We start from the raw sequence: 15,402 nt of genomic DNA on the forward strand, positions 1-15,402 counted from the left end.
CAATAACAAGAATAATGTAAATAAGCTGTCCATGTGGACAGCTTATTGTTTTTTTGCTTAGCGTGCAAAATTCGCGTCTTGTTCGCGTGACCCCAAACAGTACGATTTTATTTCAAAGACACAACGATCTTACTACACACTTTTTATTTATCCCACACTCTCATCTACTAATATTACTATTTTTTATTACTAATGTTGCCGTTTCACTCGGATGGCTAAGAGGAAAATGATGGCCATATGGAACAAAATCAACCTTACCAAGATGCGATGGAGCAGAATAGCCTCTGTCATACTCCCCCCAAATAATGTGAAGATTATACTTTGTTACTTCATTGAAATCACCTTGATCATTTTTTAGTAGTAAACTGTTAAGCTGAACCGTAGTATTTAAAATTCTAGGAGAAGTAAAACTGTTTCTTATTTTTTCAATATAATATTCAGGGATGCTCTCCATACTTTCAAACAAACCATTACTTAATAAATATCGCCCTATCAAATTAGTAGTTGCCAGTTTTAATTTCCATTTGTTCATAAATTGAGGAACTTTTAGCGATTTAGCATTTTTTTTAACAACAGGCGGCTGAAGTAAAGTGATTGAATACTTCTTATCTATGTACTCTTGTACCAATGCTTCCAGAAGAATAAACGCACCGAATGAATGGCCAATTAGATGTGCACCATTAGTAGCTTTCTCCAATAATTTTTTCACTACATTCAAATAGATATCTAGAAGATTTTTCTCTCGTTTAAAAGGAGAACGTCCCAAACCTGGAAGATCCAAAATCCATACAGGTTGACCAGTTTTTTCATGAAGCTCTTGTGCTAAAGGAAATAAATCCTCTCCATCACTCAATAAACCATGTAATAAAATAAACGGTTTACCCTTTCCTTGTAATTGGTAAAGGGTAGTGTTATCGCATAATGTTCGTTTAAATAAATGATTATGCCGGCCATTTTGATACATCATTCGATAATCCAGATCAGCTACTACGGCAGGGAAAAATTTCATTACACTCGTCTTCTTAAACCAATCTCCTCCCATAATTTTTTTCGCTGAAACATTTAAAAATTTTTGTCTTGTAATAAAATTCAGTCCATCAGAAGGAATTTTTGTTATTTTACTTCCTCCACTATTCATAATTGCTTTCATAAATGGCATTGGAACAGAGATTTTTGGTGCCCTCATATTCATACTTTCCGACATAATACTTAATAATTCAGCAATGTTCTGATCGTGCTGTTTGTCTTCAACAAGTGTATATGTTTGAATAGTCGGTTGCTCCAATCTGAAAACCTGCACAATAAACTTCGCAAGCTCATCGTTTGAAATAAGTGGTAACCTATATCCCTTACCTCCAGGAATCACTGGCATGAGCCCTCTTCGCATACTCATCACAAGCAAACCTAACCCTGCTATCTGCTCTGTACTCCCTGTTTTACTACTACCGACTACAGTTGGCGGATTAATTACAGAAAGCGGATAACCTACTGCTGATGCCTGCTGACGGATATAAAGATCTGCTAAAAATTTTGTTCTCTCATATGGATTTTTTATTTTCAAATAATTGTTTCCTTCTTTAAACACATCAATTGCAATCTTGCTATTTTTATCATCAAAAGGACTCATATAGCCTACAACATGAATAAATTGTTGCAAACCCTTCAATTGATGAATACTTTTAGCTAATTCACTAATATGTTTGGCGCCATTTAAAAATACGGAAGCTGCCTCTTTACTTGTCGCTTGAATATCCATGGGGCCTCCTGCGTGAATAATCACATCCGTTTTCAATACCCTCTCCTTATCTTCAGCACTTAGACCTAAATCTATTTTCGTCAAATCACCTTCAATAAAGTGCATAACTTCCTTTTTTAAGATGCCTCTTTCTTGAAAAAGGCGTGTTGCTTTATTTTTCGACCTCACTAAAAGAAGAATTTTAACATCCTCTTTGGCTAATTCTTTTACCAATTGCTTTCCAATAAAGCCTGTTCCGCCAGTTAAAAATACTGTTCTCATATAAAATCCCCCTTTTAGTACTACTTAGTACTAATTTGATGTAAAAAAAATGCTTCTTTTATCGAAGCAATTTTAAAAAATGATCTGCTGTTTTCGTAATTACAGTTGCATCCTTCAATGTTTCTGAAATAAATAACGCTCCTTCAAGATTTGTAATAAAAAGTGATGCAACCTCATCAATATTAATCGTATTTCTGAATTCTCCATTCTCTACCCCTTGTTTAAGTAATAGAGAAACTTTCTTTTGTAATCCTGTAAAAAAAAGACCTATTTTTTCTTTTATTTGCGTGGCCTGTGTAGGACTTTGAATATAAAGAGTAATAAATGGACAGCTTCCCTTATACTCTCTCGATTGAACTCCTTGTGATAATTGCTTTAAAAACAGTTGGATACGATCTTCAACTAAAAATTGGTTCTGAGAAAGTACGTCATCAATTGCAGATTGATACATTTCAATCCAATAATCAACAACCCCTTCTAATAATACTTCCTTATTAGAAAAGTGATAATACACATTAGACTTTGAAACTTTGCTTACACGTACTAATTCATCCATACTTGTATAAGCAAACCCTTTTTCTAAAAATAATGTTGCAGCTACTTCAATCACACGTTTTTGATTCATTAATTTTACCTTTGTCATAACTAGAACTATATAGTACTAATTTAAATATTGCAAGTATTTATGTTAATTTAGAAAAAAGTTGAACTGAACCCCGAAATTGTTCATTCACTATCGTCTAATAGAAGTCACCATACATGCCCATCAACTTAAGAAAAAGAAATGCCCCCAAAACGAAAAAATGAGCGGCTTCTCAGAATAATTATCTGTAGAGAAAGAAAATTTTAATTTAGGAGTATATGAAAATATTAGCTTGATGGTGATGTGGTGCTCCCCCAATATGTAAATAAAAAGTAGGAGGAGCCTATATTAACAGACTCCTCTTTAAAATAGCCATTCTATACATGTTAGAAATAAATTCATTTTACTAATAATGAATATTCACCGTTTTTATCATCGAATTTATATACATTTAAATAATATTTACCTGGTTTCGCTGCGAATTTCCCCTTTATAACATTTCCTTCATCTTCACCACAAGCTACATAATTTTGCATGTCTGATTCATGATAAAGCACCCATGTCATCCCAATATTTTGTTCATTTACCACAGAAATATCTACTTCTTTTGGATCTGTAACATTAAACGTATAAACATCTGTTTGATCAGGAGTAATCAGATTTCCTTTTACAAGCGTATTAAACGGGAGTACCTTCTCCTCTTCATAAGATTCACTTGTTTGCGGATCTTGTTTTACAGTAACTTTTGTTTGTTCTTTGCTTTCTTTTCCTCTACTATCTTTTACTGTTAGTTCCACAGTGTATGTTCCTTTTTCTCCATATACATGGGTAGGATTTGCTTCTGTACTTGTAGTACCATCTCCAAAGTTCCATAGATAAGAAATAACTTTTCCATTTTCACTTTTTGTACCATCGCTATGAAATTGAATCTCTTCATTTACTATCCCGCTGTATGGTCCATTCATATTTACTATAGTAGTTGTTTTTTCCTTTTCCTCTGTCGCAACACCATGAAAAACAATATCATATTCAAACTGGTTAGCTGCATTCACACGATAGTTTACGAAATAGGCTGTAACTGTTTTATAACCACTCCAACCTTTTTGGGATAACTGCTCTAAAGTTTGGTTTACTTGTTTACTCATCGCTTTCCAATCTTCAGACTCACCTTTTGATGTACCACCTGTGTACTTGCCTTCCACGGTAAATGTATTAAAGAATTGCGACTCATATTTTGTAATTTTGGCATCTTTTATATTTGCTACATCCACAATTTCGTTTTTCACTTCAGCTAGCGGCTTTGGTGCATGTTGAATTAAATAATCATTTGTTACTTTCGGTACATTATATTTATCTTGATTATCAATCAACTGCTGCATATACGCTTGATATTCTGCATTCAATTGTGTATTGTTGCTCAATGATTCACGATATGAGTCATAATTTTTCACATCGTTTGCACGGATTAAATCTTGAAGCTTATCAAATGTTTCAAATTGATGATTATACAAATATGACTGTAGTGCAAAGGAATACTTATAAAAGTCCCATGATCCATATTTTGAGAACAAAGTTTGCTTTGCTGTATAACGACTTGCTGGATTAGATGATAAGCCACTTATCATACTTTTACGCGGAACAACATTATTTGTACGTGTAGATCCTGCAAAAAATTCTGCATTTCCTTCTTGGAACCAAGTTAATCGTTCATTTTGATACATTTCTCCGCTTCCAAATAAACCAGGAACCTCATACCTTCCTTGTAAATAATGAGTGAATTCATGACGGAATAACTCTTCTAAACTATAAATACTCTGCTTTGGCGTACGCTCATATGTAAAGAAGGTCCCCTTCTCTTCAATATAAATTCCACCGTTGTTTGTTTCATATCCATATAATTGTCTATTTAATTGATATTCATCTGGATTATTATAAATTACTATTGTTAGTACATCATCAGCGTTACCTGGTTCTAGCGCTTTATCATTACCAATTACACGGTGATATTGTGCTTTTACTTCTTTGGCTGCCCAATATAATTTCTTAATTTTTTCTTCTGTTACTTTATCTCCCGTCTTGAAGACAATCGATCCGTCATCAAATGTATATGTTTTAGGTAAGTATTGTCGTTTCCCTTCTTCACGTATTTTCTGTAGATCTACTGCATTTCCACTATAATCTTTTCCACCATAGTTTGTTTTCATTTGTTCTACTGCTACAAAATAAGGTCCACTTAGACGAGGATACAAGCTCATCGATTGTGTAATAACTTCCAATCCTTTGTATGGATTACTATGAAATTTCCCTAAACGACCTGCATAATAAATGCCATTATTAATTAGCCAACTATTTTCATTTGTTATATTCCCCACGAGAGCAATTCTACTAACCTCATTTATAAAGTTATCAATCTTTCCATACCACATTGTTTCATTAGGTTGCTTATTCGTATCCTGCAAATAAGACTGTATATCATAATCAATTCCTTTTACAATTTCATATACGGCTTGTCCTTTCGCATAATCGCTTACATACGTAGAAAGATTATCATTATAGTGTTTTAAAACATTTACCGCATACTGTACTGTTTCAGTATCACTAGAGGCATTACCAATTAATTTTCCATACGCAGTTACTACTCTATCTTGCTCAGCTGTACCTAATGTGAAGTTTCGATTTTTCGCGATTGCTTTCAATGCTGGTAAACACTTGTCATGGAAGCTTCTCTCTTTTAAGTAACTTAATTCATTATTATAATATCCCACATAAAAAGCAGAACGTAATACTTCAACAAATGTTTCAATGCCCTTTGAATTTTCTTTCGTAAACGTCCTTCCTCGTTGTCCTAATTCATTAATGATAACGTTCATGCGTTCTTTATTCTGATAAAATGCTTTCGTATCTTGATTGAATTGAAATAAATCCGTAATTTGATTCCAAGAAATTTTTGATAATGTATCAATGAGTTCGCTATTAGGCATTTTATTCAGTTCTGCCAAAGTATAGCTTTGCTTTAATTGAATTTCATCACGTTTCATAACCAGAGTAGGACGTTGTGAAAAATCTCCTATTTTTAAACGCTCTTCAAAATTCAAAGTTTCGTCCGCTTTTGTAGCATGTACAATTTCATCTTTTGAAGTTTCTGTCCCCATTGGTTTCATCTGTAAGATATTATAGGGTGCTGTTTCTTCTGCTGATACCTGTGTTTGAATACTTCCAAATGATAATGCCATTGTACTAATCCCAATCATCATTTGGGTAAATCTTAAATTCTTGTTCATTACATTTCCTCCATTTATATATTCCACCCAAAAATATAACATTTTATCTTAATAAATTATTATAATATGTATTATTTCATATTTAATTACATGAATTTCCCTATAAAATGATATTAAATAAAACATTATAGAATTTTTTTCTTTTTTCATTCTTACTCATGAATTGGGTATATCTTTTGTTTGAAATTTACGAGTTCATCGCAAGAAACCAAACTCTCTGGCAAAATTTCGTAAGATATTTGACGATAAAAATCTTTGAATTTCTTAAGTAAATAGTTGTAATTCATCGGATACAGAAATAGATATACAAAAACGTCATCCTTTCTTATAATTTTACAAAAAGAATAACGTATTTTTTTATAAAAAATACTCGTCAAAGTGTAAAACAAAAAGGGCTATCTCAGCCCTTTTTGTTTTATAAATCCTCTATATTATATTCGGTATATTCCTCATAATAGTAACTAATATTAATACTTTTCATGAATATTTCATGACTATTTATTTCATCTACTAATGCATTTTGGAGTAAATGCTTAATTTCAATATCTTTAATTGGGCTGCGTTCTATTGCAGTAAATAATCTTCTTTATCAATTTTATTGCAGTCGATCACCTGATGAAGTTCATTTTTAAAGATTAAATCTAGCCATATTCTATTCGCTCTACCGTTTCCTTCTCTAAAGTGGTGGCTATATTCATTTCAACTTAAAGAGAGTCTGTGTTTTGGCACAAGCTCTTTTTTATTACATTTCAAATATATTCAACAAGGTGAGTCTTTTGCAATTACAGCAATATAGAAAAAAAGTCTGGTTCTGATATAAAAACTTCAAAATAAACGCAATTAATCTATAAAGCTCGGACATACCAATGAAGAAGCATTCAAACGAATCCGGGCTGTTTAAATTTGATTATAAAACTATTCTTCTCTAGCAAAATAAAGCAAGGCTATGGTCGGAAAAGCGATTCCTATCCATAATGTTAGATTCCATCCTCCTAAGGCATATGCCCATCCTCCAATAAAGGATCCAACAGCACCTCCTAAAAAGAAAATAGCCATAAATAGCCCATTTAATCGACTACGAATTTCTGGACTCAACGAGAAAATTAAACGTTGGCTAAGCACAAGGTTTGCAGATACTCCCATGTCCAACAGAATTGCAGCAATTACTAAAACAGCTATTCCAAAGGACGAGCTACTTTGAATAAAAAGTGGGAGTATTAAAGAAATAATAACAACAGTGAGAGCTATCCCAGTGGCGGGTCGTGTCCAGCCAAGATCAGCTAGACGACCACCTATTGGAGCGGCTATTGCACCTGTAATTCCGACAAGTGCATATAATGCTATGGCAGTCTGAGAAAAATGAAAAGCAGGACTAAATAATAATAATGGAACAGTGGTCCAGAATAAACTAAAAGCCCCAAATACACAAGCATGATAAATGGCGCGACGGCGTAAAATTGGAGTAGTACGTAGCAGTTGCCACATTGAATTAAGTAAGGCTATATAATTTGTTTTTGCCTTTGGTTTCCTAGTAGGGAGTACTTTCGATAATACAAACGCTAAAACAATAATTACAGTAGCAGATAAAGCAAATATTGCATTCCATCCCCACATATCGGCTACTAGACTAGAGATCGGTCGCGCAAGCATAATACCTAATAACAGACCACTCATGACATTGCCAACTACGCGACCGCGTGCATTCTCAGATGAAAGATATGATACAAGAGGTACGAGCACTTGCGCTGCGACCGAACCCAGTCCGATAAAGAATGAAGCAATTAACAACAAGGTTGCGCTTTTTACAAAAACCATAGAAATGAGTGCAAATGCACTTAAAAATAACAATATAAGTATCAATTTTTTATTCTCAACAATATCCCCCAAAGGCACAAGAAATAATAAGCCAACAACATATCCAATTTGAGTTAGCGTTACAATTAATCCAGCGCTACTATTAGAAAGCCCAATTTCATTACTAATTAGCCCAATTAAAGGCTGTGCATAATAAAGATTAGCCACAATAATACCACATGCAGTTGCTAAAAGAATGATTAAACCTGATGAAATGTCCTTATCAATTGCTTTATTTTTAAAATTAGACATAAGTATTTCCTCCCATACTTTTATTTCAAAATTACTAAATCACTTTGGCAAGTACTACTGCGATGCCATTTTTTATTGTAATAAATTAAGTCTGAGCTAATTTCCATTCTGCTTTTAAAAGGTCCAATTTCCTCTCTTTTTCCCCCCCTTTTCTAAATGTTTTTTAGCAATGTAATTTGTGATTTTTGGAACCTAAATATATCCATACCATTACAAGATGTTAGTTAATTAATAAACTGAACGTACAGTTCATTAATTAACTAAAATATATACTAGACGTTCAGTTTTGTAAATAGGATATTTCGTTTTTTGTTCGTATTAAGTATACTAAACGTATAGTTTATGTTTTGAAAGGAATGATTAATGTGCAAAGTAAAAGAGGTCGACCACGTAATATTGAAACCCAAAAGGCCATCCTGTCTGCGTCCTATGAGTTATTATTGGAAAGTGGCTTTAAAGCAGTCACAGTCGATAAAATTGCAGAACGTGCTAAAGTCAGCAAAGCTACGATTTATAAATGGTGGCCAAATAAGGCTGCTGTGGTAATGGATGGTTTTCTTTCTGCTGCTGCCGCCAGATTGCCTGTACCTGACACAGGTTCAGCGTTGAATGATATTTTAATTCACGCCACAAGTTTAGCCAATTTTTTAATCAGTCGAGAAGGAACCATTATCAATGAGTTAGTTGGCGAAGGACAATTTGATTCGAAACTAGCAGAGGAATATCGTGTTCGATACTTCCAGCCACGTCGACTGCAAGCAAAGCAACTTCTGGAGAAGGGAATTAAAAGAGGAGAATTAAAAGAAAACCTCGATATTGAATTAAGCATCGATCTCATTTACGGACCAATTTTTTATCGTTTGCTAGTAACTGGTGAAAAGTTGGATGATTCCTATGTACATGATTTGATTATAAACGCCTTCGAAGGGATACGTTTGAGGTAATTAACATATAAACAAAGATTTAGATTTCCACTGTTTCCTATACTGATGTAACTAGTATTAACTTGGTAAATAAAGTATCTAATGTTTTAAAACTGATGTATATGGGGTTTTCCCCCATATGCATCAGTTTTAAAAAAGGCTTAATCTACAAGCTATTTTGATAACGTAGTATTAACACATCCAAGCTTTATTTAATACCGTTTTTATCATTATCAAAAACCCTGATTTTTGCTAACACAATTAAGTCTTATTGCCGTTCTTGTTCCATTACTACAAAGACCCCAAGTTCCGCTATGATATATTGGAATGAAGTGAAAGATAACATGTTTGTAATAAAATTGTGTACAATGCTAGGATTACCAAAATTAACATTCTATCTTTTGAAAACACTTTGTGATTTTTGAATGATAATTAAATTGTATAGACTCGAAATTAAACATATAAATATCCTTTACAATAGCGAATTCTTAATTACATTATAATCCTCTATTGTATTCACATCATAAAATAATTTAGCATCGCTATATACAGTAATCTTACCTTGGAAAGATTTATCAAAGAAAATGGAGCGCGCACCTTGATCCCCTTTTAGTTTTTTTAAACTCGGAAAAATCCCCTTTGAAAATAAAATTGGTGGCTGTGGGATACCTTGAAAGCTAGCAGCTACATAATCAAGCTGTGGGAGGTGCTCATAACTATCTATTAATGAATTTAAAAGCTTAACTGTAATAAAGGGTTGATCTGCAAGCATTACTACTACTCCATCAGCATTCATACTTTCTGCCTTTTCTAAACCACAATGGAGAGAGTAAGATTGACCCAGACATGATTTTTCACAAGAAAGAATATGAACCCTTTCAACTTGTGTATAATGTAACAACCAAGACGGTTGATTTGAAACTACTATAACATCACTCAAATTGGAAGAAAGTGATGTATGTAATGCTTTATTCCCAAGTAATGTATTTCCAGTTGGAAGGTACAGCTTATGTAACCCCGGACCTGTTCTTCTACTCTTTCCAGCTGCTAGATATATTCCTACTATTTTCATCGTTCTTCATCCTCATTATTTGTATCATTTCTGCCAGAATGCTTATAGCAATTTCCATTGGTCCCTCGGATCCAATGGATAAACCAGCAGGAGAGAAAATCCATTTAGGTTTATCCAGTCCTCCTAGCAAACGTACGGTACGATATCGGGACCCTAAAATACCTAGGTAACGACAAGGATGGTTCTGCAATAGACTAAGTAGTTCTTGATCCCGTTTGAAATGATGTGTCATTATCATTATAAAATCCTGTTTCTTTATAGATATCCTGGATAGAATCTTTTTTGGAAAACCGACAACATGCCTATCCGCTTCTGGAAACCGTAGCGGTGTGCATAATCCCTCTCTCCAATCACAAATAGTAACAAAAAACCCTGTTTTTTTTGCTAAGGAGACAAGTGGCTTGGCATCTTCTCCTGCACCAATTACAAACAATTTTGGTCGTGGTTCGAAGCAATATACATATAGATGTTCATACCAACCATTTTTCAATTCAGGAAGTGCTGGAATTTCTCCTTCCCAATCTCCAAATTCATCTCCTTCTTCGCTAAAAAAAAGAGTCTTCGATTTTAATAAATCTTTTATCATCCAGACACGTAGCCCTTTTTCTGTATATTCTCTTACTTTTCGTAAATACTCTTGATATATATAATTCACTTTTTCTAATAATATATAAATAATTCCATTACACCCTACTCCCCATGATAAATCATTTTCTTCCCTCATATCGAATTCATGTATGCTCCATTTTTCATTAATTAAATCTTTAGTATAAAGATAAAGTTCTTCCTCAATACACCCCGCGCTAAGCATTCCAACCTTTGTCCCATCTTCTCCAAATACCATCATTGAACCTTCTTTCCGGTATGATGAACCGGCTACCCGAAGGATGGTTGCAATAGTGCAACCTTGTGGGCTTGCTATTACTGTCTCTAATATCTCACGTATATCAACCATCACAATTCTCCTTTCCTTTAACTTTGAAGAAGGGATTTTACTGCTTCTCTAATTTCTTGATAGCTTGTACATCGGCAAATGTTTGATTCTAACCACTCCTCAATTATTTTGTCTGTTACTTTTGGATAATTTACTATAAGAGCATGACAGTTTACAATAAACCCCGGCGTACAGTACCCACACTGAAATGCCCAATGTTCTATAAATGCTCGTTGTACAGGAGATTCATGTAAACCTTCAATTGTTGTTATCCTTTTTTCTGTTGCTTCTACTGCAAGCATGATACAAGATTTTATCGGCCATCCATCCACTAAAACCGTACAAGTTCCACAGTCCCCATTTTCACATCCACGTTTTGCACCTGTTAGATTAAATTGATCTCTCAATGTATCTAAAAGGGTATCAGCTGTTCTCACTATTCCCTGCCGATTTTCTCCATTTATATAAAGGGTAAGCTTTTTAATCAAAATATCCCTCCTTCAAAATGCTCTAACATGTCCCGTAATATATTTCTTAATACAAACAACCGATATTCTCTTGATCCACGAATATCATCTAGTACAGGTGCTGGAATACGTAACACAGTATTTTCTATCCTCTCTTCAACTGACATCTGATTATTATTAATAGCAAATTCCATAGCAGTAGAACGAAAAGGAAAAGCACATAATCCACTAAATGCCATACGAATTTTATTTCCTTTTTTCAAAGCAGCTAGTGTAATTAATGGATAATCAATTTTTTCAAGTTTTCTCTTTTTCACACTATAAAAAGGTAGTCCAACATACTCTATATCAGTTAAGACTTGTAAAAGAAATTCTCCCTTACTTAATTGTAGTCTTTCTATAAATAGAGAATGGATAGAGACGTAACGTATACCTTTCATTCCTACAATTCCCAAAGTGCTGTCTGCTAATAAAAACGGAAGCACTGCCTCTCTATAACAGATTTCCCCTGCAATGTTTCCACCTAAAGTAATTTTGTTCCGTGCTGTACGGTCTGCTACTCTTGACGCTGTTTTACTCAAAAGTGGAAACACATTCGAATCTGAAACATGAGTTAAAGTAAGTGCTGAACCAAGAACTACATAACGCTGATACCTTCCAAGCACATTACATTCCGGAATTTCCTTTATATCAATTACAGACTTGAGAGAAAGATTCCCCAATCTACCAAGGGTAATAATTTCAGTTCCACCGTTGTAATATATCGGCGTTTTCCCTTCTTGATAAAGCTTAGAATATAGTTGTAATGCTTCTGTTATAGAGTTGGGGCGGTAATATTCAAAGTCAAATGGAATCATAATAAAGGATTCTCCTTTTTCAGTTTCGTTCGCCAAATTAGTTCTGGAGTAATCGGTAACTGATGCAAAGAAACCTGCGCTGCAACTGATAAGCAATTTGCAAGAGCCGCTGGCATTCCAAGGATGCCATGTTCGCCAAGAGCACGGGAACCAAACGGAGAATCGTCATGAGGAGTTTCTATAAATTCTACTTTATATTCAGGTTGTTGACCGTAGTGGGTTACTTTATATGAACGAAATTGATTGTTTAATACTTTCCCTTTTTTGTCATAAGTAAATGCTTCTCGTGTTGCAAAGCTAAGTCCCATACTCATTGCGCCCATTATCTGGGTCTCAGCTCCTTTCAAATTTAATACCTTTCCAGCATCTATTACACTAAAAGCACGAATTAATTTATATGTATAATCTTGCGTGTCAAATTCAACCTCTACTGCCTGTGCTGCAATTCCCCACTCCGGGCCTGGTTTTCCTTTTCCAGTTTCCTTGTCAGGTTCTGTGATTCCTTCAAACGTATATGCTCCTCTTCCTATAATCTGTTTGTTAATTACTTGTCCGTTTGAGGAGACATATCCTAACGCAATATGAGCTATTTCTATAGAAAGACCAGGAGATTCTTTAACATATACTTGTTTATTAGCAATTTCTAAACTCTCTATCGGATACCCTAATAAAATAGAAGCAGATTTTTTCAACTGCGAAATGATATCTTCTGTTGCTGCTAGCACTGCATTTCCTACTAAATATGTAGTTCTGCTTGCAGCTGTTTTCCAATGCTTTGGCGCAACTTGTGTATCCACTTCCATTTTGATATGTATATCTTCCATCTTCAATTGCATTTTTTCTGCTACCATTTGCGCAAGCACAGTTTTTGTACCCGTTCCAATCTCCACTGCACCACAATGGATATTTACACTACCATTTTCATTAAACGTTATTACCGCCCCTGCCCCTGCATCTGGTGGTGTTGTAGAGTTTTTCCATGCAAAAGCAATACCCTTTGCGCGCACTTTTCTATCTGAAATTTGTATATACTGTCCTTTATTCCAATTAATAAGTTTTTTTAATCTTTCTAAACATTGTTTCGGATTTCCCATATTACTTCTTGTTACTGGAACTTGTGTAGGTGTCATATCTCCTGGTTTGATTGCATTTTTTAATCGAAATTCAAGTGGACACATACCTAATTTGTTAGCCATAATATCTATAGTTCGTTCTACAACAAAAGTATATTCAGAATGTCCAAATCCACGGAATGCTGTAGCATAAGGATGATTTGTATACATACAAAGCGAGTCACACTCTACATGCTCAATTGAATAAGGTCCTGTACAATCTAGACCCGCCGCTTTACTGACAACTACAGCTCGATCCGCATAAGCTCCACCATCAAATAAAAAAAGGAATTCTGCAGACTTTAAAATCCCTTCTTTCGTACAACCTAGTTTAACTTTTGCTTGCAAACCAATATGAACGGGCGAAGTAATAAAATCCTCTTCTCTGCTATTACGAAGTTTTACCTTTCTTCCTCCTACAGCTTTGGAAGCAATGTAGGATAATATTTCCAATTGAACCATGGTTTTCCCGCCATATGCTCCGCCTACTAAAGGTACGCTAACATGTATATTGCCTTCATCTATACCAAATGCTTCACTCAACTGTTTTCTAATCTCAAATGGTGCCTGAGATGTTGAAGTAACAAGAACAACTCCGTTCGACTTAATCTCGACTTTTGTACATCTCGTTTCCATTGCAGCATGATCAGATTGCGAAAATGAAAAAGATTCTTCTACAATTACATCGCTCTGGTTAAATCCATTTTTAATATCACCCTTCCGAACTTTTGTCCGTGTAGCAATATTTGTATTGGGCTCTGGTTTTGCTTCTTCTATGATTCTATATTCTCCTAAACGCTCATGAACAAGAGGAGCATTATTTTGATATGCCTGTATTGGGGAATTAACAACAGGAATTTCTTTGTACGTTACATGTATTGAAAAAACCGCTCTTTGAGCTGCCGATTCACTGTCTGCAATCACCATAGCAACCGGCTCACCAAAGTATCGTACCTTCTCAAAAGCTAACGGTGGCCGATCCACTATACTACTACCGACCAGATAAGGATAGTCTCTACCCGTAACAATATTTCGAACACCCGATATTTTCCAAGCCTCACTTGTATCAATGCTCTCTATATACGCATGTGCATATTCACTAGTTAAAAGCTTTACATGCAATATTCCTGTTTCATTTTCATCGTCAATATACTTTGCTCGTCCCGTTACTTTTTCCATTGCTTCTTTCCTGGTGATACTTTTTCCAATGATATGATATTGACTCATAAGTCTCCTCCTTTTTTCCTACTCTATACTATTAGTCTTCTCCTATTTTTAGTACATGGAAGAACTTTCTCTACAAATACCTTTTATATTTCTATGCGAGAATAAGTTTTGGTTTATTTTATGCATTCCTAAAATTTAATGCTTATTTTTAAAATTGTGGGGGCTTCCTATATTTATCAAGCTAACCTTAAAGTCCTTTGACCTTGAGTATTTAACAATACCACTTGTATGGTTCAATATCTGCCGGATAGTAATCTGGTTACCATCATATCCGTTTCCTTGAATGACACCAAGCGACCCCTTTTTAATAGAATCATCTAGATTCAAGCGGTTCTCTCCAGCTAATTGAAGTAGAACTTTTGCGGTGAACGTCTTCGTCACGCCGCCAACGCGAAAGCAAAAATACTTTAATTACATTTTTCTAACATCCATTTTTTTAATAAAAAAAGAGAGCCCATATATTAGGTACCCTTTCATAAAAGAATTTTTTATTATTTTTTCTAATTTATATTTTGCTTTTAGGCATATCTTCAGGTTTCACTTCTTCGTATCTATCGATTCCATAATAAGAGTCACCGCTATATTTCCCACCTATTTCAACACGGAGATACACATTCACTTTTAATTTTTTCTTTCCATAAAACTTATCAAAAGTATTCAATGTTAAAAGAAAAATAAACGTTTTTGAAATCTTCCAGAATTGCGCGCTATTGTTGAATAAATCTTAGATTTCCAAATGACTTTATCGTTATATTTTTAAGTACAGTGAAGTATTTTATATCGAAAATTAAATAACTATATTTTAACCCCGTCCTAAATTTAG

Annotated in this window: 10 protein-coding genes and 1 pseudogene; 1 reads left to right on the top strand and 10 read right to left on the bottom strand. The window is 34.4% G+C overall.

All coding sequences use genetic code 11. The annotated features are described in order from the left end of the window. Positions 1 to 160: 160 nt before the first annotated feature. The 4 genes from C3Y97_RS15525 to C3Y97_RS15545 all read right to left on the bottom strand — a co-directional run bounded on the left by C3Y97_RS15525 (position 161) and on the right by C3Y97_RS15545 (position 7,987). Positions 161 to 2,017, bottom strand: a complete 1,857-nt coding sequence (locus C3Y97_RS15525) for an alpha/beta fold hydrolase (protein ID WP_001261126.1) — start codon at positions 2,015 to 2,017, stop codon at positions 161 to 163. Between the two features lie 58 nt (positions 2,018 to 2,075). Next, entirely contained in the window at positions 2,076 to 2,642 is a 567-nt protein-coding gene (locus C3Y97_RS15530; RefSeq protein ID WP_001072324.1) for a TetR/AcrR family transcriptional regulator, read from the bottom strand. Positions 2,643 to 2,998: 356 nt separating this feature from the next. Beyond that, positions 2,999 to 5,881 carry a collagenase ColA gene (gene colA, locus C3Y97_RS15535; protein WP_001039013.1) on the bottom strand — a complete coding sequence of 961 codons (2,883 nt, stop codon included), beginning with the start codon at positions 5,879 to 5,881 and terminating at the stop codon, positions 2,999 to 3,001. 915 nt (positions 5,882 to 6,796) lie between these two features. Then, complete coding sequence (locus C3Y97_RS15545) at positions 6,797 to 7,987, bottom strand: MFS transporter (RefSeq protein WP_000064481.1); 1,191 nt, start codon at positions 7,985 to 7,987, stop codon at positions 6,797 to 6,799. Positions 7,988 to 8,352: 365 nt separating this feature from the next. Between C3Y97_RS15545 and C3Y97_RS15550 the strand changes: the two genes are divergently transcribed. Continuing rightward, entirely contained in the window at positions 8,353 to 8,931 is a 579-nt protein-coding gene (locus tag C3Y97_RS15550) for a TetR/AcrR family transcriptional regulator (protein ID WP_001190899.1), read from the top strand. A 451-nt stretch (positions 8,932 to 9,382) separates the two neighbouring features. Here the strand turns inward: C3Y97_RS15550 and pucB are convergent, their stop codons facing one another. From pucB to C3Y97_RS15580, 6 genes and pseudogenes are all read right to left on the bottom strand, one after another. Further along, complete coding sequence (gene pucB / locus C3Y97_RS15555) at positions 9,383 to 9,982, bottom strand: xanthine dehydrogenase accessory protein PucB (protein ID WP_000706287.1); 600 nt, start codon at positions 9,980 to 9,982, stop codon at positions 9,383 to 9,385. Next, positions 9,942 to 10,937, bottom strand: a complete 996-nt coding sequence (locus C3Y97_RS15560; protein WP_136363505.1) for an XdhC family protein — start codon at positions 10,935 to 10,937, stop codon at positions 9,942 to 9,944. The genes pucB and C3Y97_RS15560 overlap by 41 nt, the downstream gene beginning before the upstream one ends. 17 nt (positions 10,938 to 10,954) lie before the next feature. After that, positions 10,955 to 11,404: a (2Fe-2S)-binding protein gene (locus C3Y97_RS15565; protein WP_000592341.1), complete on the bottom strand. Its 450-nt coding sequence runs from the start codon at positions 11,402 to 11,404 to the stop codon at positions 10,955 to 10,957. Beyond that, positions 11,401 to 12,240: an FAD binding domain-containing protein gene (locus C3Y97_RS15570; RefSeq protein ID WP_000611958.1), complete on the bottom strand. Its 840-nt coding sequence runs from the start codon at positions 12,238 to 12,240 to the stop codon at positions 11,401 to 11,403. Before C3Y97_RS15570 ends, C3Y97_RS15565 begins: the two co-directional genes overlap by 4 nt. After that, positions 12,237 to 14,579 (bottom strand): xanthine dehydrogenase family protein molybdopterin-binding subunit, encoded by a 2,343-nt coding sequence (locus tag C3Y97_RS15575; protein ID WP_121868439.1) that lies wholly within the window; start codon positions 14,577 to 14,579, stop codon positions 12,237 to 12,239. Before C3Y97_RS15575 ends, C3Y97_RS15570 begins: the two co-directional genes overlap by 4 nt. A gap of 180 nt (positions 14,580 to 14,759) precedes the next feature. Then, a pseudogene (locus tag C3Y97_RS15580) lies at positions 14,760 to 14,981 on the bottom strand (serine hydrolase); the annotation flags it as partial. Positions 14,982 to 15,402: the final 421 nt, after the last annotated feature.

Source organism: Bacillus sp. DU-106, assembly GCF_004799705.1.
Classification (GTDB): domain Bacteria; phylum Bacillota; class Bacilli; order Bacillales; family Bacillaceae_G; genus Bacillus_A; species Bacillus_A cereus.